Origin of the sequence: Streptomyces sp. NPDC013457, assembly GCF_043089925.1 — a bacterium.
Lineage (GTDB): Bacteria > Actinomycetota > Actinomycetes > Streptomycetales > Streptomycetaceae > Streptomyces.
In genome coordinates this window covers 93,084-119,341 of the sequence record NZ_JBICBL010000003.1, presented here as the reverse complement: position 1 = coordinate 119,341, position 26,258 = coordinate 93,084, and the positions used below count along the sequence as shown (strand labels likewise).

23 protein-coding genes are annotated in these 26,258 nt (G+C 72.4%); 14 read left to right on the top strand and 9 right to left on the bottom strand.

Translation table 11 applies throughout. The features are described 5' to 3' along the window. The first annotated feature begins 54 nt into the window (after window positions 1-54). Entirely contained in the window at window positions 55-909 is an 855-nt protein-coding gene (locus ACF1G2_RS09385; protein WP_391797706.1) for a DUF4190 domain-containing protein, read from the top strand. Between the two features lie 69 nt (window positions 910-978). Next, on the top strand, window positions 979-2,739 hold the full coding sequence (locus tag ACF1G2_RS09380) for an NAD+ synthase (protein ID WP_391797705.1): 1,761 nt from the start codon (window positions 979-981) through the stop codon (window positions 2,737-2,739). Here ACF1G2_RS09380 and ACF1G2_RS09375 read toward each other — a convergent pair. Together ACF1G2_RS09375 and ACF1G2_RS09370 are read right to left on the bottom strand one after the other, a co-directional pair. Beyond that, on the bottom strand, window positions 2,705-3,940 hold the full coding sequence (locus tag ACF1G2_RS09375) for an MFS transporter (RefSeq protein WP_391797704.1): 1,236 nt from the start codon (window positions 3,938-3,940) through the stop codon (window positions 2,705-2,707). The genes ACF1G2_RS09380 and ACF1G2_RS09375 overlap by 35 nt on opposite strands. A gap of 108 nt (window positions 3,941-4,048) precedes the next feature. Continuing rightward, window positions 4,049-5,071 carry an endonuclease/exonuclease/phosphatase family protein gene (locus ACF1G2_RS09370; protein ID WP_391797703.1) on the bottom strand — a complete coding sequence of 341 codons (1,023 nt, stop codon included), beginning with the start codon at window positions 5,069-5,071 and terminating at the stop codon, window positions 4,049-4,051. A 311-nt stretch (window positions 5,072-5,382) separates the two neighbouring features. On the opposite strand from ACF1G2_RS09370, the gene panB reads away from it, so the two are divergent. The 3 genes from panB (at window position 5,383) to ACF1G2_RS09355 (ending at window position 8,328) form a co-directional block, all read left to right on the top strand. After that, on the top strand, window positions 5,383-6,246 hold the full coding sequence (gene panB, locus ACF1G2_RS09365; RefSeq protein ID WP_391797702.1) for a 3-methyl-2-oxobutanoate hydroxymethyltransferase: 864 nt from the start codon (window positions 5,383-5,385) through the stop codon (window positions 6,244-6,246). Window positions 6,247-6,475: 229 nt separating this feature from the next. Further along, window positions 6,476-7,468, top strand: coding sequence for an ATP-binding cassette domain-containing protein (locus ACF1G2_RS09360; protein ID WP_391797701.1), 993 nt, complete (start codon window positions 6,476-6,478; stop codon window positions 7,466-7,468). Continuing rightward, complete coding sequence (locus ACF1G2_RS09355) at window positions 7,465-8,328, top strand: ABC transporter permease (RefSeq protein ID WP_391797700.1); 864 nt, start codon at window positions 7,465-7,467, stop codon at window positions 8,326-8,328. The genes ACF1G2_RS09360 and ACF1G2_RS09355 overlap by 4 nt, the downstream gene beginning before the upstream one ends. Before the next feature lie 2 nt (window positions 8,329-8,330). Here the strand turns inward: ACF1G2_RS09355 and ACF1G2_RS09350 are convergent, their stop codons facing one another. Beyond that, entirely contained in the window at window positions 8,331-11,945 is a 3,615-nt protein-coding gene (locus tag ACF1G2_RS09350; RefSeq protein WP_391797699.1) for a BTAD domain-containing putative transcriptional regulator, read from the bottom strand. Window positions 11,946-12,045: 100 nt separating this feature from the next. On the opposite strand from ACF1G2_RS09350, the gene ACF1G2_RS09345 reads away from it, so the two are divergent. After that, complete coding sequence (locus ACF1G2_RS09345) at window positions 12,046-12,840, top strand: site-2 protease family protein (protein WP_391797698.1); 795 nt, start codon at window positions 12,046-12,048, stop codon at window positions 12,838-12,840. A 94-nt stretch (window positions 12,841-12,934) separates the two neighbouring features. Beyond that, window positions 12,935-15,682, top strand: coding sequence for a patatin-like protein (locus ACF1G2_RS09340; protein ID WP_391797697.1), 2,748 nt, complete (start codon window positions 12,935-12,937; stop codon window positions 15,680-15,682). Window positions 15,683-15,716: 34 nt separating this feature from the next. Here the strand turns inward: ACF1G2_RS09340 and ACF1G2_RS09335 are convergent, their stop codons facing one another. Continuing rightward, on the bottom strand, window positions 15,717-15,959 hold the full coding sequence (locus ACF1G2_RS09335; RefSeq protein ID WP_352188285.1) for a hypothetical protein: 243 nt from the start codon (window positions 15,957-15,959) through the stop codon (window positions 15,717-15,719). 24 nt (window positions 15,960-15,983) lie between these two features. Further along, window positions 15,984-16,682, bottom strand: coding sequence for an NADPH-dependent F420 reductase (npdG, locus tag ACF1G2_RS09330; protein ID WP_391797696.1), 699 nt, complete (start codon window positions 16,680-16,682; stop codon window positions 15,984-15,986). A gap of 119 nt (window positions 16,683-16,801) precedes the next feature. Here npdG and ACF1G2_RS09325 point away from each other — a divergent pair, with 119 nt between their 5' ends. Continuing rightward, window positions 16,802-17,404, top strand: coding sequence for a hypothetical protein (locus tag ACF1G2_RS09325; RefSeq protein ID WP_391797695.1), 603 nt, complete (start codon window positions 16,802-16,804; stop codon window positions 17,402-17,404). A 122-nt stretch (window positions 17,405-17,526) separates the two neighbouring features. Beyond that, window positions 17,527-18,888, top strand: a complete 1,362-nt coding sequence (locus tag ACF1G2_RS09320) for an MFS transporter (protein ID WP_391797694.1) — start codon at window positions 17,527-17,529, stop codon at window positions 18,886-18,888. 76 nt (window positions 18,889-18,964) lie between these two features. Here the strand turns inward: ACF1G2_RS09320 and ACF1G2_RS09315 are convergent, their stop codons facing one another. Further along, window positions 18,965-19,195 (bottom strand): hypothetical protein, encoded by a 231-nt coding sequence (locus ACF1G2_RS09315; RefSeq protein WP_391797693.1) that lies wholly within the window; start codon window positions 19,193-19,195, stop codon window positions 18,965-18,967. Window positions 19,196-19,253: 58 nt separating this feature from the next. Between ACF1G2_RS09315 and map the strand changes: the two genes are divergently transcribed. Then, complete coding sequence (gene map / locus ACF1G2_RS09310) at window positions 19,254-20,111, top strand: type I methionyl aminopeptidase (RefSeq protein WP_391797692.1); 858 nt, start codon at window positions 19,254-19,256, stop codon at window positions 20,109-20,111. 113 nt (window positions 20,112-20,224) lie between these two features. After that, window positions 20,225-20,875: a heme oxygenase (biliverdin-producing) gene (locus ACF1G2_RS09305; protein ID WP_391797691.1), complete on the top strand. Its 651-nt coding sequence runs from the start codon at window positions 20,225-20,227 to the stop codon at window positions 20,873-20,875. A 19-nt stretch (window positions 20,876-20,894) separates the two neighbouring features. Here the strand turns inward: ACF1G2_RS09305 and ACF1G2_RS09300 are convergent, their stop codons facing one another. The 3 genes from ACF1G2_RS09300 to ACF1G2_RS09290 form a co-directional block, all read right to left on the bottom strand. Further along, the gene (locus tag ACF1G2_RS09300) at window positions 20,895-21,575 is read right to left on the bottom strand and encodes a PhzF family phenazine biosynthesis protein (protein ID WP_391797690.1); all 681 of its coding nucleotides are present in this window, start codon (window positions 21,573-21,575) and stop codon (window positions 20,895-20,897) included. Then, window positions 21,553-22,416, bottom strand: coding sequence for a hypothetical protein (locus ACF1G2_RS09295; protein ID WP_391797689.1), 864 nt, complete (start codon window positions 22,414-22,416; stop codon window positions 21,553-21,555). Before ACF1G2_RS09295 ends, ACF1G2_RS09300 begins: the two co-directional genes overlap by 23 nt. Window positions 22,417-22,501: 85 nt before the next feature. Further along, window positions 22,502-22,735, bottom strand: a complete 234-nt coding sequence (locus ACF1G2_RS09290; RefSeq protein WP_391797688.1) for a hypothetical protein — start codon at window positions 22,733-22,735, stop codon at window positions 22,502-22,504. Between the two features lie 180 nt (window positions 22,736-22,915). Here ACF1G2_RS09290 and efeO point away from each other — a divergent pair, with 180 nt between their 5' ends. From efeO to efeU, 3 genes are read left to right on the top strand one after another with little or no spacing between them, the layout of a single operon-like run. Then, window positions 22,916-24,070, top strand: coding sequence for an iron uptake system protein EfeO (gene efeO, locus ACF1G2_RS09285; RefSeq protein ID WP_391797687.1), 1,155 nt, complete (start codon window positions 22,916-22,918; stop codon window positions 24,068-24,070). A gap of 11 nt (window positions 24,071-24,081) precedes the next feature. Beyond that, the gene (gene efeB / locus ACF1G2_RS09280) at window positions 24,082-25,353 is read left to right on the top strand and encodes an iron uptake transporter deferrochelatase/peroxidase subunit (protein WP_391797686.1); all 1,272 of its coding nucleotides are present in this window, start codon (window positions 24,082-24,084) and stop codon (window positions 25,351-25,353) included. 16 nt (window positions 25,354-25,369) lie between these two features. Then, window positions 25,370-26,245, top strand: a complete 876-nt coding sequence (efeU, locus tag ACF1G2_RS09275; protein ID WP_391797685.1) for an iron uptake transporter permease EfeU — start codon at window positions 25,370-25,372, stop codon at window positions 26,243-26,245. Window positions 26,246-26,258 lie beyond the last annotated feature (13 nt).

Below are 26,258 nucleotides of genomic sequence, written 5' to 3'. Positions count from 1 at the left end.
CTCCATAATCAGCTGGCTTAACGTCAACACCCTGACCATCTCGGAGGATGCCGCATGACCACGCCCACGAACGCCCCCGGCCAGAACCCCTGGGGGCCGCCGCCGACCGGTATGCCCGGGATGCCGCCGCAGCCGCCGTTCCAGCAGCCGCGCAACGGGCTCGGGGTGACCGCTCTCGTCCTCGGCATCGTGGGCCTGCTCTTCGCGATCGTCCCGTTCCTGTTCTGGCTCGGCGGGGTCCTGGGCCTGCTGGCCCTGATATTCGGCATCATCGGCCACTCCAGAGGCCGCAAGGGCGAGGCGACGAACAAGGGCATGGCCCTGACCGGCCTCATCCTCGGCGGACTCGCCATCGTCGTCTCGGTCGTCTGGGTGATCGTCTTCGCCACCGCGGTGAAGGACATCAAGGACGACATCGACAAGGAGATCCAGAAGCAGGAGAACGCCACCTCCGCCCCCGCCGAGCCCGGCGCGGAGCCCACGGACGCCGAGCCGACCGAGGCCGCACCGGCGGCGCTGAAGTTCGGTCAGACCTTCGCGTACGAGGACGGCATCAAGGTGACCGTCTCCAAGCCGCGCGCCTACAAGCCCGACCAGTTCGCCGCCGGGCACACCAAGGGCAACAGCGCGTTCCAGGTGACGGTCACGATCGTCAACGGCAGCAAGGAGACCCTCGACGTCTCCGGCGCCCTGGTCGATGCGAGCGACGCGGAGGGCTCGCGGGCCGAGCCGGTCTTCGACGGCAGCAACGCCACGGAGATGTTCCGGGGCAACGTGCTCCCCGGCAAGCAGGCCAAGGCCGACTTCGCCTTCTCGGTCGCTCCGGACGCGGACGGGGAGCTGCAGGTCCAGCTGAGCCCGACCATCCTGGAGCACGAGGAAGCGATCTGGGTCGGTCCGACGAAGTAGTCGCCGAACGCCCGGCCGAGCCGGGCGTTCGCCAGGACATAGCGTCGGTCTGACGATTACACTGGGCGGGTGCCTCAACTACGCCTCGCTCTGAATCAGATCGACTCGACCGTCGGCGATCTCGCCGGGAACGCCGAGGCGGTCGTCCACTGGACCCGGCACTCCGCCGAGCAGGGCGCGCATCTGGTCGCGTTCCCGGAGATGGTGCTGACCGGCTACCCCGTCGAGGACCTCGCGCTGCGCTCCTCCTTCGTCGAGGCGTCCCGGGACGCCCTGCGGGCGCTCGCCCGGCGCCTCGACGCCGAGGGGCTCGGGGAGCTCCCCGTGATCGTCGGCTATCTCGACCGCTCGGAGCGCGCCGTGCCGCGTCTCGGCCGGCCCGCCGGGTCCCCCGAGAACGCCGCCGCCGTGCTGCACCGGGGCGAGGTGGTGCTGCGCTTCGCCAAGCACCACCTCCCCAACTACGGCGTCTTCGACGAGTACCGCTACTTCGTCCAGGGCGACACCATGCCCGTCGTCCGCGTCCACGGCGTCGACGTGGCCCTCGCGATCTGCGAGGACCTGTGGCAGGAGGGCGGCCGGGTTCCGGCGGCCCGCAGCGCGGGTGCCGGGCTGCTCGTGTCGATCAACGCCTCGCCGTACGAACGGGAGAAGGACGACACCCGGCTCGAACTGGTCCGCAAGCGCGCCCAGGAGGCGGGCTGCACCACCGCCTACCTCGCGATGATCGGCGGCCAGGACGAGCTGGTCTTCGACGGCGACTCGATCGTCGTCGACGCGGGCGGCGAAGTCGTCGCGCGCGCCCCGCAGTTCTCCGAGGGCACGGTGATCCTCGACCTCGACCTGCCGGCCGCCTCCCCCGACGCGCCGGAGGGCGTCGTCGACGACGGGCTGCGGATCGACCGGGTGGTCCTCTCCGAGGAGCCGCTGCCCGCGTACGAGCCGGAGCTGACCGGGGGCTACGCGGACCGGCTCGACGACGACGAGGAGGTCTACTCGGCGCTGGTCGTGGGCCTGCGCGCGTACGCGGCGAAGAACGGTTTCCGCTCGGTCCTCATCGGCCTCTCCGGCGGCATCGACTCGGCGCTGGTCGCCGCGATCGCCTGCGACGCGGTGGGCGCGCAGAACGTGTACGGCGTCTCGATGCCGTCGAAGTACTCCTCGGACCACTCGCGCGGCGACGCCGCCGAGCTGGCCCGCCGCACCGGACTCAACTTCCGTACGGTGTCGATCGAGCCGATGTTCGACGCGTACATGGGTGCGCTCGGACTCACCGGTCTCGCGGAGGAGAACCTGCAGTCCCGGCTGCGCGGCACGATGCTGATGGCGATCTCCAACCAGGAGGGTCACATCGTCCTCGCGCCGGGCAACAAGTCCGAGCTGGCGGTCGGGTATTCGACCCTGTACGGCGACTCGGTGGGCGCGTACGGCCCCATCAAGGACGTCTACAAGTCGACCGTGTTCCGGCTGGCGCGCTGGCGCAACCGGGCGGCCGAGGAGCGGGGCATGACCCCGCCGATCCCGGAGAGCTCGATCACCAAGCCGCCGAGCGCCGAGCTGCGGCCGGGGCAGGTCGACACCGACTCGCTGCCGGACTACGACGTGCTGGACCGGATCCTCGCGCTGTACGTCGACCGCGACCAGGGCAAGGACGCCATCGTCGCGGCCGGCTTCGACGAGGAGCTCGTGGCGCGGACGCTGCGGATGGTGGACACGGCGGAGTACAAGCGGCGCCAGTACCCGCCGGGCACCAAGATCTCGGCGAAGGGCTTCGGCAAGGACCGGCGCCTGCCGATCACGAACCGCTGGCGGGAGACGACGAGCCGCTGACCGCTCGTTCTGCGGCCGGGGCGCCTCCCGTGACGACGCGGGAGGCGCCCCCGTCCGTCCGGGCACGGTCCAGCAGGCCCGCCACGGCGGCGATCGCCAGGCCGAGGACGGCGAGGACGGCGCCGACGAGGGTCGGGGACGTCCAGCCCCAGCCGGAAGCGACGGCCGCGCCGCCCGCCCAGGCGCCGCCCGCGTTGGCCAGGTTGAACGCGGAGTGGTTGGAGGCGGAGGCCAGGGTCGGCGCGTCCTTGGCCTTGTTCATGACGAGCATCTGGAGCGGGGTGGTGGTCATGAAGCCGACGGCGCCGAGGACGACGACGGTCACGAGCGCCAGCCACGGCACGTGGATCGTGAAGCGGAAGGCGACCAGGACGAGCGCGAGCGCGGTGAGCGAGCCGTACAGCGTGGGCCGGAGCGCCCGGTCGGTGAGCGGACCCGCGGCGAGCGCGCCGGCCGTCATGCCGATGCCGAAGAGGGCGAGGACGAGGGTGACGGAGGACTCGGCCAGACCCATCACCTCGGTGGTCATCGAGGCGAGGTAGGAGTAGACGGCGAAGACGCCCGCGAAGCCGAAGACCGCGGTGAGCAGGCCGAGCAGCACCTGCGGCCGGCCGAGGGCACGCACCTCGCGGCCCAGGCTCTGGCGTTCGTCGACGGGGACGTACGGCACGAGCCGGGCGAGCGCCGCCATGGCCAGCAGGCCGATGACGGTGACGACGAGGAAGGTGGCCCGCCAGCCGAGGTGCTGGCCGAGGAGGGTCGCGGCCGGTACGCCGAGGATGTTGGCGACCGTGAGCCCCAGGAACATCGTGGCGACCGCGCGCGCCTGGCGGCCCTCGGCCACGAGCCGGGCGGCGACGACGGCGCCGACGCCGAAGAACGCGCCGTGCGGGAGCCCGGCCAGGACCCGGCCCGCGACCAGCCAGCCGAAGCCGGGGGCGAGCGCGGACGCCAGGTTGCCGACGACGAACAGCGCCATCAGCAGGAGCAGCATCTTCTTGCGCGGCACGCGGGAGCCGAGGGCGGTGAGCAGCGGCGCGCCGATGACGACGCCGATCGCGTACGCCGAGACCAGGTGGCCGGCGGTGGGGACGGAGGTGCCGAGGTCGCCGGCGACGTTGGGCAGCAGGCCCATCATCACGAACTCGGTGGTGCCGATGCCGAAGGCGGAGACGGCGAGCGCGAACAGCGCCAGGGGCATGGGGGAAGCCTTTCCAGGGAATAGTTCTTCGACTGAACAAATACTCTCAGCCGAAACGTTCCCGACGGCCTCCCCCAGGTGTCGGGAAGGTTGCGACCCGGCCGCGGATCAGAGCCGGACGCGCGCCGCGATCGGCAGGTGGTCGCTGTTCGTCTCCGGCAGCGTCCACGAGGACATCGGTTCGACGCCCTTCACCAGGATCTGATCGATCCGCGCCATAGGGAACGAGGCGGGCCAGCTGAAGCCGAAGCCGTCGCCCGACGCGCCCTGCGTCGAGCGCATCTGGGCGGTGACGGCGTTGAGCGAGCGGTCGTTCATGGTGCCGTTGAGGTCGCCGAGCAGCACGACCCGCTCGTGGGACTCCGCGGCGATCGCCTCGCCCAGCAGGGTCGCGCTGTTGTCGCGCTGGTTGGCGGTGAAGCCCGCCTCCATCCTGACCCGTACGGACGGCAGGTGGGCGACGTACACGGCGACCTCGCCGCCGGGCGCGGAGACCGTGGAGCGCATCGCCCGGGTCCAGCCCATCCCGATGTCGACGGCGTCGGTACCGTGCAGCGGGTACCTGCTCCACAGGCCGACCGTGCCCTGCACCGCGTGGTACTTGTACGCCCCGGCCAGGCCCTTCTCGTAGACCGGGACCATCTCGCCCTTGAGCTCCTCCAGGGCCACCACGTCCGCGCCGGACTCGGCGATCTGGCGGGCCGTGCCCTCGGGGTCGGGGTTGTCGGCGTTGACGTTGTGGGTGGCGACGGTGAGGTCACCGCCCGCCTCGGACTTGTCGGTGATCAGCCCGCCGAAGAGGTTCACCCAGACCACGGCCGGCAGGAGCAGGGCGATCAGCGCGGTCGCCGAGCGCCGCAGCAGGGCCAGGACCAGCAGGACCGGCAGGAAGACGCCCAGCCAGGGCAGGAACGTCTCGTTGAGGCTGCCCAGATTGCCGATCCGGTTGGGGATCTCGGCGTGGAAGGCCATCGCCGGCGTGAGCAGCACCGCGCAGACGGCCAGCAGGATGCCCCGGCGCCAGATGCCCCGGTCCCCGCGGAGGCGGTCGAGCGCCGATCGGAACCGGGACCCGGAGCGCTCGTCCCGGCCGCCGCCGTTCTCCGTCTCCGCCATGTCCACCCGCGCCATCACTCAGTCCTCACTGCCTTGCCGTCGTGCTGTCGTGCCCCGCGACCCGACGTCGACACTAGGTGATGCCGGGCCCGCGGTACTGCCACGAGGGACGACAGGGCCGCGCGGCGGGTTCCCGTCGCGGGTGCGGGGCGGGGTGGCTGTGACAGAACGCGCACATTCGTACGTACGCCCCGAAATTCCACCGTTGCGGCGGTGTGAACAGCGCCACTTCGCCGCACTTCCCCCCTCGCCGGGGGAAGTGCCACCATGGACATGGTCCGGGGACGCCGTCAGGGCGCCTCGAGATGACGAAGGAGCCGTTCACCATGACGCTTCAGCCTGCCCCGAAGCAGTCCCCCGACAGCAGCAAGGCGCTGTACGGAGGCAAGGGCACGCGCCGTATCACGGTCCACGACATCAGCGCGGCCAAGGCCCGCGGCGAGAAGTGGCCGATGCTCACCGCCTACGACGCCATGACCGCGTCCGTCTTCGACGAGGCCGGCATCCCGGTCATCCTCGTCGGCGACTCCATGGGCAACTGCCATCTCGGCTACGACACCACCGTGCCCGTCACGATGGACGAGATGACCCTCCTGTCGGCCGCCGTCGTACGGGGCACCAAGCGCGCCCTCGTCGTCGGCGACCTCCCCTTCGGCTCGTACCAGGAAGGGCCCGTCCAGGCCCTGCGCAACGCGACCCGGCTCGTCAAGGACGCGGGCGTCGGCGCGATCAAGCTGGAGGGCGGCGAGCGTTCGCTGCCGCAGACCGCGCTGCTCGTCCAGGCCGGGATCCCGGTCATGTCCCACCTGGGCCTGACCCCGCAGTCCGTCAACACCATGGGCTACCGGGTGCAGGGCCGCAGCGACGAGGCCGCCCACCGGCTGCTCAGCGACGCCAAGGCCGCCCAGGACGCGGGCGCCTTCGCCGTCGTCCTCGAACTCGTACCGGCCGAGCTGGCCGCCGAGGTCACCCGCTCCCTGCACATCCCGACGATCGGCATCGGCGCCGGTCCGCACACCGACGCCCAGGTCCTCGTCTGGACCGACATGGCCGGTCTGACGGGCGGCAAGGTGCCGCGCTTCACCAAGCAGTACGCGAACCTCCGCGCGACCCTCGGCGACGCCGCCCGGGCCTTCGCGGAGGACGTCGCCGGTGGCGAGTTCCCCGCCGAGGAGCACACCTTCCACTAGGAGGACCGCTCGACCGGGGCACCCCGGGACACCCGGCCGCGGGCCGTGCGAGACGTCTTCGCGCGGCCCGCGGCCGACCGCTTTCCCGGGCCGCGGGCGGTGCTTCTCGGGGCGCGGGCGGTGCTTCTCGGGGCGCGGGCCGCCGTTCCGACAGCTGTCGGAACGGCTGTCGGACAGCTGTCGGTCGTCTGTCGGTGCGTTGTCAGTGGCGGCTGGTCTGATGGTGGCCATGACGCGATCCGCACACAACGCCGTCGAGGTACGAGGCCTCGTGAAGCACTACGGCGAGACGAAGGCCCTCGACGGGGTCGACCTGGACGTCCGGGAGGGCACGGTCCTCGGCGTGCTCGGCCCGAACGGAGCCGGCAAGACCACCCTCGTCCGCTGCCTGTCCACGCTCATCGTCCCGGACTCCGGTACCGCCACCGTCGCCGGCTACGACGTGGTGAAGCAGCCCCGGCAGCTCCGCCGGACGATCGGGCTCACCGGCCAGTACGCCTCGGTCGACGAGAAGCTCTCCGGCTGGGAGAACCTCTACATGATCGGGCGGCTGCTCGACCTCTCCCGCACGGACGCCCGGCGCCGCGCCGACGACCTCCTGGAGCGGTTCTCGCTGACCGAGGCGGCCAAGCGGCCCGCGATGCAGTACTCCGGCGGCATGCGCCGGCGGCTCGACCTCGCCGCCTCCATGATCGGGCAGCCCGCCGTCCTCTACCTGGACGAGCCGACCACCGGCCTCGACCCGCGCACGCGCAACGAGGTCTGGGACGAGGTGAAGCGGATGGTCGCCGAGGGCGTGACCGTACTGCTCACCACGCAGTACATGGAGGAGGCGGAGCAGCTCGCGAGCGAGCTGACCGTCATCGACCGCGGCAAGGTCATCGCCAACGGCAAGGTCGACGAGCTGAAGGCCCGCGTCGGCGGCCGCACGCTCACGATCCGCCCGGTGGACCCCGCCGACCTGCCCGCGATGGCCTCGGCGCTGCGCGAGTCGGGCCTGGACGGCATCGCCGGCTCGACCGTCGTCCCCGACGAGGGCGCGCTGTACGTGCCGATCCTGAGCGACGAGCAGCTGACCGCCGTCGTGGGCCTGCTGGGCACGCGTGGCTTCGGCATCGCCCACATCGGCACGCACCTGCCCAGCCTGGACGAGGTCTTCCTCGCCATCACGGGCGAGAAGACCACCGTTTCCGACACGACCCCCGAGGAGGTCGCCGCGTGAGCACCACGACGACCACAGAGCTCACCAAGGCCCCGGCCGAGGCACCGGGCCCCGCCCCGAGGCGCCCGGCCCCCGGCGACGAGGGCCGGATCGGTCTGCGCGCCAACCTCCGCCACATCGGTGCCCTGGCCCGGCGGAACGCACTGCAGATCAAGCAGGACCCGGAGTCGATGTTCGACGCGGTCCTGATGCCGATCATCTTCGTCCTGCTCTTCGTGTACGTCTTCGGCGGCGCGATCTCCGGCAAGGGCAACAACGACGCGTACGTCAACTACGTGGTCCCCGGCCTGATGGCGATGATGGGCATGAACATCGCCATGGCCGTCGGCGTGGGCATCAACGACGACTTCAAGAAGGGGGTCATGGACCGGTTCCGGACGATGCCGATCGCCCGGTCCTCCGTCCTCATCGCGAAGATCGTCGTCGAGATCGGCCGGATGCTGATCGCCACCGCGATCCTCCTCGGCATGGGCTTCCTGCTGGGCCTGGAGATCAAGGGCTCGATCCTGGAACTCTTCGCCGCCATCGGGCTCTCCATGGTCTTCGGCGCCTCGCTGATGTGGATCTTCATCCTGCTCGGTCTGGCGTTGAAGACGGCCCAGGCCGTCCAGGGGATGGCCATGCTGGTCCTGATGCCGCTGCAGTTCGGTTCCTCGATCTTCGCCCCGCCGACCTCGATGCCCGGCTGGCTGGAGGCCTTCACCGACTACAACCCGCTGTCGAACCTCGCCGACGCCGCCCGCGCCATGATCAACGGCACTCCGGTCGGCGACTCGGTGTGGATGACGCTCGGCTGGGCCGTGGCGATCACGGCCGTCACGGCGCCGCTCGCGGTCGCCAAGTTCCGCAAGAAGACCTGAGCCTAGACGGGCCCGTCGATCGCGTCGGCGCGGGCGAGCAGGGCGGTGGCCTCCTCCAGGGAGAGGCCACCGCCTTCGGCGTACGCGGCCTCGAATGCCTCGTCGCCGAGGACGGACCGGGCGAGCGCCATGGCCCGCTCCAGGTTCTCCCGCTCGGGCGGTGAGAGCAGATGGCTCTCGGGGAGCAGGCCCGGCACGGCACCGAGCAGCCGGGCGCCGGCGGTCGCGCCGGGGCCGCCGAGACCGGCGACGGCCCAGGCGCCGGTGACCACGTGGAGGGCCGGCATCTGCGGGGCGACCATCAGCGAGAGCGTGCCCAGAGACCGGTCCAGGGCCTCCCGGGCCAGGGGGAGCGCCGAGGCGTACCGGCCGTCGAGGTTGTCCAGCCAGGCCAGGCTGCCGAGGGTGAACCCGGCGAAGATCGACAGCGTCTCGGAACTGAAGTCCTCCAGCAGTCCGGTCAGTTGCTGCCGGGCCTCGGCCGTCCGGCCGGTGCGGCCGAGCAGCATCGCCAGGAACAGCCGGGCCGCGAGCGCCGGTTCGTGTCCGCGGTTCTCCCCGTCCGCCAGGACCTCGCGGAGGATCGCCTCCGCCTCCTCCACACGGCCGGTCACCCCGAGCATGTCCGCGTAGCGGGCGCGCAGCACGGCCTTCTGGGTCTGGGCGCCGATGCGCTCCGCGTAGCCGATGGCCGCGGCGAAGTCCTCGGCCGCTCCCTCGTACCGGCGCTGTCGCTCGCGGGCCTCGCCCCGCGAGGAGAGCGCTTCGGCCGCGCCCCAGGCGTCGTCGAGGCGGACGAAGATCTTCAGGCTCTCCTCGGCGTCGGCGGCCGCGTCGGCCGCCAGGTCGGACCGGTTGGCCAGCAGGTTGGCGCGGGTCTGGAGGGCGTTGGCGAGCTCCCAGTCGTAGCCGTAGGTGCGGCACGCCTCGACCGTGGCGTCGAGGACCTCCCGCATCCTGCCGCCCTCCCCGATGAGCAGGACGGCGAAGACGGCGAAGGAGCCGGGCAGCCGGCAGGTCTGGGGAAGCCCGGGCCGGTAGACGGCGTTGATGCGGCGCAGCCGCTCCGAGCCCTCCAGGCCGGTCCACCCGCCCCGCTCGTAGTCCATGTTGAGCAGCTCGATCAGCCGCACCCCTCTGCGGGCCTCCAGGAGCTGCTCCTCGCTCAGCGGGGGCGGCGCGGCGGTGCAGGGCTCGTGGAGCGGTACGGCGGGGGCTGCGGGCGGAGCGAAGGGGTCGGGTCCGAGGGCGGCCACCTCCTCCGCCCAGTGCAGGGCGTCGGCGCGCAGATCGCGCAGCTGCCAGTACCAGACGAGACAGTGGACGAGCACGAGCGCCTCGTGCTCGTCCCGTACGGCGACGGCGCGGCGCAGCGCGGTGCGCAGGTTGTCGTACTCGGTACGGAACCAGGTCATGGCGCGGCGCTGGCCGCCGCCTCGGAGCTCGGGGTCGGTGACGCGGGCGAGTTCGCGGTAGTGGACGAGGTGGCGCCGCTCGATCGCGGCGCGCTCTCCCGCTTCGTCGAGACGCTCGCCGGCGTATTCGGCGACGGTCTCCAGGAGGCGGTAGCGCATCGTTCCGTCGTCGGCGGGTGCGGCGACGACCAGCGACTTGTCGACGAGCGAGCCGAGCACGTCGAGGGTCTCGGCGCGCGGTGCGTCGGCTGTGCGGACGGGTTCCGTACAGACCGCCTCCGCCGCCTCCAGGTCGCAGCCGCCCGTGAACGCGGACAGGCGGCGCAGGACGGCCCGTTCGGGCGCGTCGAGCAGGTCCCAGGACCAGTCGACCACCGCGCGGAGGGTCTGCTGGCGGGGCAGGACGGTGCGGGCCCCCGAGGTGAGCAGAAGAAAGCGGTCGTCGAGTCGGTCGGCGATCTGGCGCGGTGTCAGCAGGCGTAGCCGCGCCGCCGCGAGCTCGATCGCGAGCGGGAGGCCGTCGAGGCGCCGGCAGATCTCGGCGCACGCCTCGGGGTCGTCGCCCGGGTCGAAGCCGGGGCGGGCGGCGGCGCCCCGCTCGCCGAGCAGGCGCAGCGCGCTCGCCGGGGGCAGCGGCTCCACCGGGCGCAGGAACTCGCCGGGGATGCCGAGCGGTTCGCGGCTCGTGGCGAGGACGGTCACGCCGGGGCAGCGGGCGAGGAGGGACTCGGTGAGGGCGGCCGCCGCGTCCACGACGTGTTCGCAGTTGTCCAGGACGAGCAGCAGGCGGCGGGCGGCGCAGTGCTCGACGAGGCGGCCGAGCGGGGTGTCGGTGCCGCGCAGCTCCTCCGCGCCCGCGCCGCGCAGCACGGTCTCGCGCGCTCCGACGGCGCCGAGCACGGCCTCGACGACGGCCTCGGGGTCGGTGACGGGCGCGAGTTCGGCGAGCCAGACGCCGTCGGGCCAGACCCCGGCGTCGGCGGCGCGCTCGGCGCCCTCCTGCGAGAGCCGGGTCTTCCCGGCCCCGCCGGGGCCGAGGAGGGTGACGAGCCGGCTCCCGCGCAGGTCGTCCCGGAGCTGGGCGATGTCCTGCTCGCGCCCGACGAAACTCGTGAGCCGCGCCCGCAGGTTGCCGGGGCGCGCCGCCGGCCCGACGGACGGCGCCCCACCCGCGAGGGCCTCCCCCGAGAGCGTTTCCTGCGGCCGCCAGGCCCCGTCCGCGGAGGCCGCGACCCCGGCTCCGGTCACCCCGGCGCCCCGACCGGACGCCCCCGCCCCGTATCCGGCGCCCGCCGGAAACGCATCCGGGGTTCCGCCGGGACCACCGGCGGGGCCCTGCCCCGTGCCCGTCGGGGCGCCGAAGCCCCCGCGTCCCGCGGGGCCTGCGGGGCCGCGGGCCGGTCCGGACGCCCGGGCTGTGGTCGCGAGGGGCCCGCCGGCTCCGGATCCGTCCCGTCCCGCGGCGTCGTGGTCCCGCTCCTTCCCGGGGGACAGCAGGTCCGCGTGGAGGGCGGTCAGGGGCGGCGAGGGGGTCGTGCCCAGGCGGTTCGCCAGTTCGCGGCGGACGGCCTCGTAGGCAGCGAGGGCCTCCGCCGCGCGGCCCGTGTCGCGCAACGCCCGGATGCGCAGGGCCTGGAGAGGTTCGTCCAGCGGGTGCGCCTCGCACAAAGCGACCAGCTCGGGCAGCACCGACGCCCCCTCCCGGAGCGCGAGCGCCGCCTCGAAACGGGCCCGGCGCACGTCGAGGCGGCGGGTCTCCCAGCGGGCCGCCTCCGCCGTGCGGTCGGGCAGGTCGGCGAAGGCGGGCCCCCGCCACAGTCCCAGCGCCTCGTCGAGGAGCCCTGCCGCCCGCCCCGGGTCGCCCGCGCCCAGTGCCCGTACCCCCTCGCCCGCCAGCCGTTCGAAGCGCTGCGCGTCCACGTCGTCGGGGCCGGCCACCAGCCGGTAGCCGCCGGGGGACGACTCCACCGCGTCCCGGCCGAGCGCCCGCCGCAACCGCCCGACCAGGGCCTGGAGCGCGGCGGCGGCGTCGGCCGGCGGGTCCCCGGCCCACACCTCGTCGACGAGGACGGAGACGGGCACCGTGCGTCCCGCCCGCAGGACCAGGGCGGTCAGGAGCGCCCGCAGGCGGGCCCCGCCGAGCGCGACGGGGGTGCCGTGGGCGGTGTGGACCTGGGCCGGACCGAGGACGGAATAGCGCACAGGCCCTATTCTCCGTGAGCCGGGGATCGTCCCAGGAACTCACCCCCGCCCCGGCACGTTCCCCGCACACACCTCGCCATCGCCCCAGGGAGTCCCACCCATGACCACGGCCACCACCCGCAGGCACGAGCGCAGGATCAGCCCGGTCTTCCTGGCGATCCTCGCCGTCATGGCGGTCACCGGCTGGGCCGTGTGGACCGGCTTCGCCGCCTCCCCCGGGGTGGCGATCTTCCTCTTCGTGACCTCGGCGTGGATCGTCTCGCTCTGTCTGCACGAGTACGCGCACGCGCGGACCGCGCTGCACGGAGGGGACATCACGGTCGGCGCGAAGGGGTACCTCACCCTCAACCCGCTCGCCTACACCCATGCGGTGCTGAGCATCATCCTGCCGGTGCTCTTCGTGATCATGGGTGGCATCGGTCTGCCGGGCGGCGCGGTCTTCATCGAGCAGGGCCGGATCAAGGGGCGCTGGAAGCACAGCCTCATCTCGGCGGCGGGCCCGCTGTCGAACGTCCTGTTCGCGATCGTCTGTACGGCGCCGTTCTGGCTGGACGCGCTGGACGGCGTCCCGCTCGCGTTCCAGTACGCGCTCGCGTTCCTGGCGTTCCTCCAGGTGACGGCGGCGCTGCTGAACTTCCTGCCGGTGCCGGGCCTCGACGGCTACGGGGTGGTCGAGCCCTGGCTGTCGTACAGGATCAAGCGGCAGATCGAGCCGTACGCGCCCTACGGCTTCTTCGTCGTGATCGCACTGCTCTTCGTCCCGGCGGTCAACGGCGCGTTCTTCGACACGATCGACGCGCTGATGCGGGCGCTCGGCGTGCCGGAGCTCTCCCGCTACTGCGGCTCGAACCTCTACCGCTTCTGGCAGGGAACGCCGGATCTCTGCGAGGTCTGAGAGGCCCCGTCCGTTCCGCCGCCCGGGCGATACCCGGCGACGGACACGCCGCGGACATGACGGGTGCATATGCACGTATATGCATACTGCAGACATGGCGGCTCTCGAGCAGACACGTCTGGCCCTCGTCCTCAACGGCGGCGTGAGCCTGGCCGTCTGGATGGGCGGGGTCACGCACGAGATCGACCTGCTCCGGCGCGCCTCCCGCGCCGTCCGTTCGGGTCTGCCTCCCGAGTACGTCGATCCCCGCGACCGCCCCGTCTTCGAGCTGTGGAAGCGCGTCGTCCACGAGGCGAACACGCACGTCCTCGTCGACGTCATCGCCGGCACGTCGGCAGGCGGCCTCAACGGCTCCCTGCTGGCCGCCGCCATCGGGCGGGGGACGGCCCTGCCGAACCTCCGTGACACCTGGCGGAACGCCGCGGCGCTCACGGACGACAAACTGCTGAGGAAACCGCCGTACAACAGCGTCCTGGACGGCCGGTTCTTCCAGGACACCATCGGCGACATCCTGAACGGCATGGGCTCCAGCGAGCGCGACGCCGAACCGGTGACGCTCTTCGTCACCGCGACCGCGCTCGACGGCGTGCCCGAGGACTTCCAGGACGGCTTCGGCGGCCGTTTCGACGTGGCGGACCACCGGAGGATCTACAAGTTCCAGCACGACCCTGACGCGGTCGTCTTCCGCAAGGCCGTCGCCCCGTGCGAGATCTGGAAGACCGAGCCGCACGTCCGCAGGGACTTCCTCGACGACGACGTCCTGGCCCGGCTCAGCCTGGCGGCCCGCGCCTCGGCCGGCTTCCCGCTGGCGTTCGCTCCCGTCGACGAGTCGCCCCTGCTCGAGCAGCGGGTCCGCCCCCACCCCCAGATCCCCAGCCGCGGCCGGGACCGGGCCAGCTGGATCGTCGACGGGGGCCTGCTCAACAACGCCCCCTTCGGGCCGGTGCTCGAAGCCATCTCGGACCGCCGGGTGGAGGGGCCGGTACGGCGGGTCCTGGTCTTCGTGGTGCCCTCGTCCGGCGTCGCCCAGCGCCATGTCGAGAACCGGCCTCCGTGCAAGGCCACCGAATGGCCGTCGGTCCTCGGCACGGCCATCAACTACCCGCGCGAGGCGGATTTCCGCACCGGTACGACCGAACTGCGCGAGCACATGGGCCGGCACTCCCACAGCCGCCACCAGGAGCTCTTCGAGCGCCAGTTCCACCCCGAGACGGGAGAGGCCCAGCGGGAGGCGATGCTCACCGTCGCCGAACAGCTCTTCACCGAGTACCGGCACAGCCGCATCGCCGCTGCCGTGTGGAAGATCCGGCAACTGCGGGAGGAGGGCCGGGGTGTCCGCTCCCTGGTCGGCATCCCGCAGGAGAACGCCGAGGCCATCCTGGAGAACGGCGCTCCGCCCACGGGGTGGGTGCCCCGGTCCGCCGGCGCACTGGGCAACCCCGTGGCAGCCCCCTGGGAGTGGGGTGTCCACGGTGTCGAGCGGCTGGTGTGGACGCTCGCGGCCGACATCGAGAGGCGGTTGAAGGAGGCGCGGCGCAACGGGACCGCGCCGCCCTGCGCCCCGACCGTCGAGGAGGCCGAGGAACGCGAGCGTGAGGAGCGCTGCCTCGGCCGGGCCCTGGAGGAGCTCAGCATCTGCGTCCGGGCCGTGCATGCCGTCACCGACCGCGTGTTCGGGCTGCTGCGCAACGCCGACACGGCCGGCGGCGATCCCGCCCGCAGGAAGGTGGCCGCCGACCGGGGGCCGATCGCCACGATGAACACGATCTACAAGGACCTCGGTCTGGGACGGGTCCTCGGCGAACAGGTCGAGGCGGCCGTCGGCGCCTACGCGCGTGCGACGGCCGGTCCTGGCAAGGGCGCGCCCGAGCAGCCGGACAGGGAGCGCGAGCGGACGGTCCTCAAGGCGTGCCTCGTCGCGGAGGTCGTCGCGCAGTCCTTCTCCTCGCCGGAGGAGCTGGTGGAGCACACGCCCCAGTTCGAGTTCCTGCGGCTGGGACCCGACGAGCACAGTCCGGTCTTCCCCCTGGACAAGTACGCGCCCCTCGGCGAACGCAAGCTGTACGGCGTCCGCCTCGACCACTTCGGGGCCTTCGTCGACCCGAAATGGCGGGAGTCCGACTTCACCTGGGGACGGCTCGACGGGACCCACCACCTGCTGCGCCTGTTCGTCGCGAACCACCAGGAGCGGCGCTCCCTGGAGCTGGATCTGCACGAGGCGATCCTCGAGGCCGAGATCGGCACCGAGCGGATGAGCCGCAACCTCGACGAGCTCGCCGAACCGGACGACAGGAAGCTGTTCACGGACTACCTCAAGACCGCGCAGGGGCGGAACACCGCGGGACGACTGCTCGAAGCGGTGCTCAGCATCCTGGTGGGCAAGGGCTCGCCGATCCAGGGGGCGTGGGCCGACGCGGGCCGGACCATGTTCTGGCGGGGTTTCGGCCGCAAGGTGCCCCCGTGGCACTGGCCGTGGCCCTCCCGGATCGTCGGCCTGCCGGGACGCTGGCTGTGGTGGGGGCGGGTCACCAGGAATCCCGCCGCGGCCCTGCAGTGGACGGTGTGGGCGGCCCTGGTGACGTACGGCGTCGCGGTCACGGGCGCCCTGGCGATCGCGGGGCTGATCGAGTGGCGCTGGCACGACGACTGGGCCTGGCTCATGCTGGTCGTCGCCGGTCTCGGCGTGCCCCTGCTGTTCCTGCTGGAGTTCCTCGTCACCGTGGCCCTGAGCTGGTGGACCGCACGGTCGCGGAGGCGGCGGGCACGGCGGCGCGTGAAGAAGGCGGCCCGGGAGCGGGCCGGCCAGGAGGGCCACCAGGAAGGCGCCCGGGAAGCCGGCTAGGAAGCCGGCCAGGTCAGGGGCTTTCCCCGGGAGGTCAGGCCGTCTCGGAGGCGCGGGCGGCGTCGGCCTTCGCGCGGCGGATGTAGTACCAGGCCATGTTCGACGAGAGGCCGGCGAGCAGGACCCAGACGATCCCCAGCCACATGCCCGCGACGAAGGAGACGACGGCCGCGGCCACGGCGAGGGCGCAGACGGCGAGGGCGTACAGAGCGAGGCGGGGCATGGGGGTCGGCTCCTGTCCGGGTACGGCTGACGGTGCCCGTCCAGTGTCCCCCATGCCCCGGTCCGTCCGGGCACGTGGTCAGACGTCGGTGACCCGGAGCCCCGCGTGGGCCTTGTAGCGGCGGTTGACCGAGATCAGGTTGGCGACGAGCGACTCGACCTGGTGCGCGTTGCGCAGCCGGCCCGCGAAGACGCCGCGCATCCCGGGGATGCGGCCGGCGAGCGCCTGGACGATCTCGACGTCGGCGCGCTCCTCGCCGAGGACCATCACGTCCGTGTCGATCTCGTCGATCGAGGGGTCCTGGAGCAGGACGGCGGACAGGTGGTGGAAGGCCGCGGTGACCCGGGACCCGGGGAGCAGGGCGGCGGCCTGCTCGGCGGCGGAGCCCTCCTCGGGCTTGAGGGCGTAGGCGCCCTTCTTGTCGAAGCCGAGCGGGTTGACGCAGTCGACGACGAGCTTGCCCGCGAGGTCGTCGCGGAGCGACTCCAGTGTCCTGGCGTGCCCGTCCCACGGCACGGCGACGATCACGATGTCGCTGCGGCGGGCGCATTCGGCGTTGTCGGCGCCCTCGACACCGAGGCCCAGCTCGTCGGCGGCGGTCTGCGCGCGCTCGGCGGCGCGGGAGCCGATGATCACCTTCTGGCCGGCCTTGGCGAGACGGTAGGCGAGGCCGCGGCCCTGGTCGCCGGTGCCGCCGAGGACGCCGACGACGAGGCCGGACACGTCGGGGAGGTCCCAGGGGTCCTTGGGTGCGGGCTTGCTGTCAGTCGTAGTCATGGCTCGACATTACTGGCCGGTCAGCCCATCCGTTTCCCGCCGGGTGCAACTTCCCGTACGGGTGGAACCCTCGGCGACCGCCCTCCCCGCGCGGCCCGGCTGCGGCAGGATGCGACCCCATGGATGCCGTACGCGTCGCGTTGCTGCGGGAAGTGCTCGCCGGGACGGAGTGGCCGTCCGCCGCCCGCCGGTTCGCGGGGTCGCTCCGCTCCTCGGTCGTCCCGCACGGGGGCGGGCTGCTGCTGGTGGGGACGGAGGGGTACGAGCCCTGGCACCTGGCGGCGCATCTGGTGGACGAGGCGGCCTGGTCGGGCCGGCCCGAGCTGACGCCGACGCTCGTACGGCACCAGGTGAGGCCGGGGGATCCGGCGCATCTCGCGGTGGGCCTCGGCCGCCTCGAGTCGGCCAGGCGCGGGGCGACGCTTCTGATGGTGGCGCCGGAGCGGCCCGCCGCGGGTCTCCTGGAGCGGGTCCACGACGCGCGCAGGGCGGGGGCGACGGTGCTCTCGCTCGACGGCGGCGATCCGGAGGTCCGGGGCCTGGCGCACGAGACGCTGACGGTGCGGGAGGGCGCGGAGGTCGATCTCGACACGGTCCAGCACCTGGTGAGCGCGGCGGCCGGCGAGAACAGCCTGCCCTCCCCGCGCGGGCGGCGCCGCTTCCGGGACCGCCTCTCGCTCCTGGCGGACCATCTGACGTCTCCGCCCCCGGCACGCTGGTAGCCCACGGTCCCCGTGGTACGGGGTCCCCGTGGTACGGGGTCCCCGTGGTACGGGGTCCCCGTGGCCCCGGTCGCCGTAATTCGGTTGCCGGGCGCGTCGCGGCGATCGGAGCATGGCACCTCGTGACCTCGAAGCTCTCCGCTGTACTGCCCGATCTCGCGCCCTGGCGCTCCTCCCGCGACTTCCGGCTCCTCTGGGTCCAGGGGCTCGTCGCCTTCTTCTCCAGCGCGGTGGCGATGATCGCGCTGCCGTTGCAGATCAAGGATCTGACCGGCTCTCCGCTCGCCGTCGGCGCGATGGGCGCGGTCGAGCTGGTCCCCCTGATCGTCTTCGGACTCTACGGCGGCGCGCTCGCCGACGCCGTCGACCGGCGCAAGGTCCTCGTCGCCACCGAGTCCGGGCTCGCGCTGCTCGCCCTGCTGCTGCTCCTGAACTCGGCTCTGCCCGAGCCGATGCTCTGGCCGCTGTACGTCGTCGCCGCCGGTGTCTCCGCGCTCGCCGGACTTCAGCGCCCGGCCCTGGACTCGCTGCTGGCCCGGATCGTGCCGCACGACATGCAGACCGCCGCGGCGGCTCTCAACTCGCTGCGCTGGCAGATGGGCACGATCGCGGGCCCCGCCCTGGCGGGTCTGCTCGTGGCGTACGCGGGGCACGCTCCGGCCTATTCCGTGACGATCGCCGGTTTCCTCGTCTCCGTACTGCTGTGTCTGCGGCTCTCCCCCGCGCCGCCCGCGCACGACGCCGACAGGCCCTCGCTGCGCGGCATCGCGCAGGGCGCGCGCTACGCCTGGTCACGGCCGGTGCTCCTCGGGACGTACGCGATCGATCTGGCGGCGATGTTCTTCGCGTTCCCGAACACGATCTTCCCGTTCCTCGCGGACGAGCTGGACGCCGACTGGTCGCTGGGCCTGATGTACGCGGCGGGCTCGGTCGGTTCGCTCGTCCTCGGCCTGACCAGCGGCTGGACCTCGCGGATCCGCCGGCACGGGTGGCTGGTCGTGTGCGGGGCCACCGCCTGGGGGCTGGCGATCGCCGCCGCGGGCTGGTTCTCGAACATCTGGCTGGTGCTGCTCTGCCTGGCCTTCGCGGGCGCCGGCGACATGGCGAGCGGTCTGGGCCGCGCCACGATCTGGAACCAGACGATCCCGGAGGAGCTGCGCGGCCGGCTCGCCGGCATCGAGGTGCTCTCCTACAGCGTGGGTCCGCAGCTGGGCCAGGTCCGGGCGGGTGCCATGGCGGGCTGGACGGGGACGCGCGCGGCGATCTGGTCCGGCGGTGTGGCGTGCGTGGCCTCGGTGGGGCTGCTCTGCCTGGCCCTGCCCAAGCTCCTCCGGTACGACTCCGAGACGGACGAGGACGCGCTGCGCCACAGGACCGCGCAGGCGGAACGGGAGGCGCGCGAGGCGCAGGGGGCGCACGGGGCACAGGAGGCGGAGGGGGCACCTGGTGCGCGGGGGGCCGGGACCGGGGCCCCGGCCGCCTGACGGCGGATGCGGCCGGAGCCGATGCTGTTCCGGGGCCCGGTCCGAGGGCGCCAGGGCCCGCCTCTCGGGTCAGGCCCTAGTCCGGGGTCTCGCCCTGCTTCGGGGCGTCGTGCCACTTCGGGTCCGTCTCCCACTCCTCGTTGCGGTCCCGCGCGGTCTGCATCGCGTGGGACGCCTCCTCACGGGTGGCGTACGGTCCGAAACGGTTCTTCGACGGGCACTCCGGGCCCTCCTCGACCTTCTTGTGCTCCAGGCAGTAGTACCACTCGCCCGGTTTGCCCACCGTGCGCTTCTTGAACAGGGCCATCGTCGGCTCCTTCCTCTGAGGCCATGCTGCCCCAGACGCGGTCGTTAGACTCACTGACATGTCTGGCCAGTCGCTGCTCGTACCGGGGGAGCTCTCCCCCCACCGCTCCGTTCCGGGAGCCATCCGCCGTCCCGAGTACGTCGGGAAGCCCGCACCCACCCCGTACACGGGGCCCGAGGTGCAGGATTCCGACACCGTCGAGCGGATGCGGATCGCCGGCCGCATCGCCGCGCAGGCGATGGAGGAGGCCGCCAAGCACATCGCGCCGGGTGTCACCACGGACGAGCTGGACCGGGTCGCCCACGAGTTCATGTGCGATCACGGAGCGTACCCCTCCACCCTCGGCTACCGCGGCTTCCCGAAGTCGCTCTGCTCCTCGGTCAACGAGGTCATCTGCCACGGAATCCCCGACTCGACCGTCCTGAACGACGGCGACATCGTGAACCTGGACGTCACGGCGTACATCAACGGGGTCCACGGCGACAACAACGCCACCTATCTGTGCGGGGACGTGGACGACGAGTCCCGGCTGCTCGTCGAGCGCACCCGCGAGTCCCTGAACCGGGCCATCAAGGCGGTCAAGCCGGGCCGGCAGATCAACATCATCGGCCGGGTCATCGAGTCCTACGCCAAGCGGTTCGGCTACGGCGTGGTGCGCGACTTCACCGGGCACGGCATCAACTCGTCCTTCCATTCCGGGCTGATCATCCCGCATTACGACTCCCCGCACGCCACCACGGTCATCCAGCCCGGTATGACGTTCACCATCGAGCCGATGCTGACGCTGGGCACGCACGAGTACGACATGTGGGACGACGGCTGGACGGTCGTGACCAAGGACCGGAAGCGGACGGCGCAGTTCGAGCACACGCTCGTCGTGACGGAGACCGGGGCCGAGATTCTCACGTTGCCCTGACCCGCTCCGGGGGTAGTCATTTACCGACAGGACGTCGGGAACCAGTTGACTTAGGTAAGCCTAAGCAGCAGGATCGCAGCAGGTTCCCGTCCCCATCGGCCCGGAGGCACGCCTTGGACACGCCCTTCTCGACGCTCATCCGCACGGCCTCTCACGAGCAGCACACCGAGGCCGAGACGTCGACCTTCATGAGCGACCTCCTCGGCGGGCGCCTCGCGGTGGACGCCTACACGCGGTACACGGAGCAGCTGTGGTTCGTGTACCGCGCGCTGGAGGAGGGTGCCGAGGCGCTGAAGGACGACCCGGTCGCCGGGCCCTTCATACAGCCGGAGCTCTTCCGCACGGCCGCGCTGGAGCAGGACCTCGCCCATCTGCGGGGGCCGGACTGGCGCGAGGGGCTCACCCCGCTGCCCGCCACGGCCGCGTACGCGGCGCGGGTGGCGGAGTGCGCGCGGGAATGGCCCGCCGGCTACGTGGCGCACCACTACACGCGCTACCTCGGGGACCTCTCCGGAGGCCAGATCATCCGCGACAAGGCGGAGCGGACGTGGGGCTTCGCGCGCAAGGGCGACGGCGTCCGCTTCTACGTGTTCGAGGAGATCGCGAACCCGGCGGCGTTCAAGCGCGGGTACCGGGAGCTGCTCGACGGGGTGAACGCCGACGACCTGGAGAAGCAGCGGATCATCGACGAGTGCAAGCGCGCGTTCGACTTCAACGGGGCGGTCTTCCGCGAGCTGGGCGTCGAGTTCCCGCTCAGCGCGTGAGCGCCTGAGCGGGTGAGGCTCAGAGGGTGAGGGTCCGTTCGAGGCGGACCCGCCCGCCCAGCTCGATCACTCCGTCGGGACCGGGGGCCGTGAGGATCTGCGACCCCCGGCCCTGCGTGATGTTCAGCGCGCGGCCGAGCTCGGCCGTGAGCAGCAGTGCCGCGGCGCCCGTCGCCTCGTCCTCGTCGATGCCGTCGCCCCGCCCGGGGAACCCGCGCGCCCTGACCCGCCCGGCGGCCTCGTCCTCCCAGGCCCAGGCGTAGATCCAGGCCCCCGGCTCGGGCACGCCGAGGGCGTCGACCTCGGCGGCGGAGCCGTACCGGCGCAGGGTGCGCGGCGGGGCCCACTCGGCCCGCGCCTCGATCCAGGTGAACTCCCCGTCCCCGCGCACCCACACCTCGCCGACGGGCGGGCGCACGACCTCCAGGTCGAGCAGCCAGGCGGTCCCGACCAGCGGGTGACCGGCGAACGGCAGCCGCGTCCCGGGCGTGTAGATGTCGACGACGCCCCGCTCGGGATCGTCGACGAAGACGGTCTCGCTGAACCCGAGCTCCTTGGCGAGCGCCTGCCGGGACGCCTCGTCGGGACGCGTGCGCCCGTCCCGTACGACACCCAGGGCGTTGCCGTACCGGCCGTCGCCGGCGCAGAAGACGCGCAGGACGTCGAGGTCGGTGGCGCTAGTCGTCGCGGTCGTGTTCATGGCGGAATTCAAGCATCCACGCGTCCCATTCCGCCGCTCCCCCGGGAATCGGCCAGGCACGGGTACGGGCCTCTTCGAACGGGATGGACGTGACGTGGTCGGCGAGACCGCGCAGCCAGGCCGCGCGCTGCCGCTCGGGGTCCGGGCCCCGGAGCACTCGCGTGCGCACCGCCTCCTCGTACGCGGGGAGCGCCGCGTAGCGTTCGGCCAGCGTGGCGTCGTCCTCCGCCGCCGCCAGGACGACGGCGTGCGGCGCACGGTCCTCGGCGAGGGCCGCGACGGCGCGGTCGTGCCCGTCCAGGAGCAGCCATCCGTCGAGGGCCGTGATCCACCAGAGCAGTACGGGGGCGAGCGTGCCCTCCCTGGCCTGCCTGCGGTACGCCTTGACGCGAGGCGCGTCCGGGGCGGACAGCCTCCGTGCGGGGACGACGCCGTTCCAGCCGTTCCGCCCCCAGTCCAGGTGGCCGCCCGGCCACTCGGTCACGAAGTCCTCACCCCAGACATACGGCGGGAACGCCGCACTCCTGCGGACCATCCACCGCCCCGGGTACAGAGGGCCGGCGTCGGAGGCGGCCAGCCACTCGGCGTACCGGCGCTGCCAGTCGGGCAGCAGGCGGGACTCGTCGGCCCGTACCGGCGGCAGGGGCGAGCGGTAGCCGTCGCGCCGGTGGAGCGTGACCCCGCCCCGGTCCTCGTCGACGCGGGCGAGCAGGACGGGACGCCCCGACTGGCGCAGCAGCGTCCTGCGGCCGTCCGTCATCTCCCAACGCAGCGAGGCCGGTTCGGGCCGGCCCTCGACGCGGTACACGGGCCCTGAGGGACTCTCGCGGAACAGTCGCATGCCCCGCACGCTAGCCGGGCAGGCGGCAGGGCCGCACCCGTGATGTCGGGGTGCGGCCCTGGCCGGGGGTGGCGCTGCCGGAGGGTCAGGACTCCGTCGTGCGGCGGCGGACGGCGAAGACGACGGCCGCGCCCGCGAGGGCGGTGGCGGTGGCTCCGGCGGTGGCGAGGAGGGTGCCGGCCGGGACCTTCGAGGAGGGTCTCCCGAGCCGGGTGTACCGGCAGCCGCTGGAGGTCCTCCCGCGCCCGAGGACCGGGGTACCGCTCGTCGTTCCCCGGCGCGGGGCCGCTCCCGGCGCCGGAGACATCGAAACGGACAAATCCATCTCCTTGACCTGCGGTTGACCCTGCCATGGGGCGCCGTTGGGCGCTCCGTGATCCCTTCGTGAGCGGGGCGGAAACGTGAGAGACGAATCACTGGACGCCCCGTATCGGGTGAGGTAAGCCTCGGTTAAGTTAGGCCCGCCTTTCCCTCGACACCGTCCCTTCCTGGAGCCCGTATGCGCGCCGTCCGTCTCTCCGTCGTCACCGCCGCCGCCACCGTGGCGGCCCTGACCGCCGTCACGGGCTGCGCCGAGAAGAGCGACGCCAAGGGCGGCGACGGCGCCGTCCAGGTCGTCGCCAAGGACGACTCCTGCGAGGTCTCCACGAAGGAGTTCCCCGCCGGGCACGTGAAGCTCGCCGTCGAGAACCGCGGCACGAAGGTCACCGAGGTCTACGTCCTCTACCCGGACGACCGGATCGTGACCGAGCGCGAGAACATCGGCCCCGGCACCAAGGCCACCATCACCGCCGAGGTCAAGGCCGGTGAGTACGAGATCGCCTGCAAGCCGGGTATGACCGGCGACGGCATCCGCCAGAAGGTCACCGTCACCGGTGGCGCGGCCGCCGCCAAGCGCTCGCCCGAGATGGACGCCGCCGTCGCCGCCTACCGCCAGTACGTGCAGGCGCAGGCCGACGGCACCCTGCCGAAGGTGAAGGTCTTCACCGACGCCGTGCGCGCGGGTGACGTCGAGGCCGCGAAGAAGGCGTACGCCGACTCGCGCATCGGCTGGGAGCGCACCGAGCCCGTCGCCGAGTCCTTCGGCGACATCGACCCGAAGGTCGACGTCCGCGAGGACGGTCTCGAAGAGGGCCAGGACCCGGCGAAGGACTGGACCGGCTGGCACCGCCTGGAGAAGGCCCTCTGGCAGGACAACAAGATCGGCGACCGCGAGAAGCAGCTCGCCGACACCCTCGACAAGGACCTCGCGGACTGGGTGAAGCGGGTCGGCAAGGCCGACATCACCCCGACCTCGATGGCCAACGGCGCCAAGGAGCTCCTGGACGAGGTCGCCACCGGCAAGGTCACGGGCGAGGAGGAGCGTTACTCCCACACCGACCTGGTCGACTTCAAGGCGAACGTCGAGGGCGCGCAGAAGTCCTTCGAGCTGCTCAAGCCGGTCGCCTCGAAGAACGACCCGGCGCTCGTCGCCGAGCTCGACAAGCAGTTCGCGGCGCTGAACACGCTCCTGGACAAGTACCGCGCGGACAAGGCGAGCTACGTCTTCACCTCGTACGACAAGGTCGGCAAGGCCGAGCGCAAGGAGCTGTCGGACGGCGTCAACGCGCTGGCCGAGCCGCTCTCCAAGCTCGCCGCCGCCGTCGTGAAGTAAGGGACGCCGACATGTCCGACGCGCAGGAGAAGAACACGGAGGCGGGGCGCACCCCGGCCTCGCGGCGCACGGTCCTCGGCTGGGGCGGTGCCGGGCTCGCGCTCGGCGCCGCCGCGGCCGGCGGCGCCGTCGCCCTCGCCCGTACCGGGGACGCCTCCGTCCCCGTGGCCGACGGCGGTTCGGCCGTGCCGTTCCACGGCGCCCACCAGGCCGGGATCGCCACGGCCGTCCAGGACCGGCTGCACTTCGCCGCCTTCGACGTGAAGACGGACGACCGCGCCGAGCTGGTGCGGCTCCTGAAGGAGTGGACGCGCGCCGCCGAGCGGATGACGGCCGGTCACGAGGTCGGCGAGGGCGCCTACGGCGGCCTGCCGGAGGCTCCGCCGGACGACACCGGCGAGGCACTCGGCCTCAAGCCGTCCAGGCTCACCCTCACCATCGGCTTCGGGCCCTCCCTCTTCGACGGCCGCTTCGGCCTGAAGGACCGGCGGCCCGGCGCCCTGATCGACCTGCCCAGGTTCCCCGGCGACAACCTGGACCCGGCCCGCAGCGGCGGCGACCTCTGCGTCCAGGCCTGCGCCGACGACCCGCAGGTGGCCGTGCACGCGATCCGCAACCTGGCCAGGATCGGCTTCGGCCGGGTCGCGGTCCGCTGGTCGCAGCTCGGCTTCGGCAAGACGTCCTCCACCACCCCCGACGCGCAGACCCCGCGGAACCTCTTCGGCTTCAAGGACGGCACCCGCAACATCGCGGGCACCGACACCGCCGGGCTCGACAAGCACGTCTGGGTCGCCGCGAAGGACGCTCCGGGGCAGGCCTCCTGGATGACGGGCGGCTCCTACCTCGTCGCCCGCCGGATCCGGATGAACGTCGAGACCTGGGACCGCACCCCGCTGGCCGAGCAGGAGGACATCTTCGGCCGCGACAAGAAGGAGGGCGCGCCCGTCGGCAAGGCCAGGGAGCACGACGAGCCGTTCCTGAAGGCCATGAAGCCGGAGGCGCACGTCCGCCTCGCGCACCCCGACAGCAACAACGGGGCCACCATCCTGCGCCGCGGCTACTCCTTCACCGACGGCACGGACGGCCTGGGCCGCCTGGAGGCGGGCCTGTTCTTCCTCGCGTACCAGCGGGACGTCCGTACCGGCTTCGTGCCGGTGCAGACCTCGCTGGCCCGCGCGGACGTCCTCAACGAGTACATCCAGCACGTGGGTTCGGCGCTGTTCGCCGTCCCGCCGGGCGTCCGCGACAAGGACGACTGGTGGGGCCGGGCGCTGTTCTCCTAGACGGGAAGGGACCGACGTGTTCGGCAACTACCTCATCGGCCTGCGCGAAGGCCTGGAAGCCAGTCTGGTCGTCTGCATCCTCGTCGCGTACCTGGTGAAGACCGGGCGCCGCGACGCCCTGAAGCCGATCTGGATCGGCATCGGCGCGGCGGCCGGGATCGCGCTCGCCTTCGGCGCCGGCCTCGAATTCGGCTCCCGGGAGCTGACGTTCGAGGCGCAGGAGCTGCTGGGCGGCTCGCTCTCCATCCTCGCGGTGGTGCTCGTCACCTGGATGGTCTTCTGGATGCGGCGCACGGCCCGCCATCTGAAGGCGGAGCTGCACGGAAGGCTCGACACGGCGCTCCGAATGGGCACGGGCGCCCTGGTCGCCACCGCGTTCCTGGCGGTGGGCCGCGAGGGTCTGGAGACGGCGCTCTTCGTCTGGGCGTCGGTACGGGCCTCCTCGGACGGCACGTCCGCGCCGCTGATCGGGGTGCTGCTCGGCATCGCGACGGCGGTGCTGCTCGGCTGGCTCTTCTACCGGGGCGCGCTGAGGATCGACCTGGCGCGGTTCTTCACCTGGACCGGCGGCATGCTGGTCGTGGTGGCGGCGGGCGTCCTCGCGTACGGCGTGCACGACCTCCAGGAGGCGCGTTTCCTCGGCGGTCTCGCGGACAAGGCCTTCGACATCTCGGCGACGATCCCGCCGGACAGCTGGTACGGGACGCTCCTCAAGGGCGTCTTCAACTTCCAGCCCAATCCGACGGTCCTTCAGGTCACGGTGTGGGTGCTCTATCTGGTCCCGACGCTCGCACTGTTCCTGGCCCCGGTAGGGTCGGGTCCGTCCGTGCCGGTGAAGGAGCAGAAGGCGACCGATGAGAAGGCTGAGGGGACCGTCGAAGGCACTCGCTGAGCCGGGACGACCG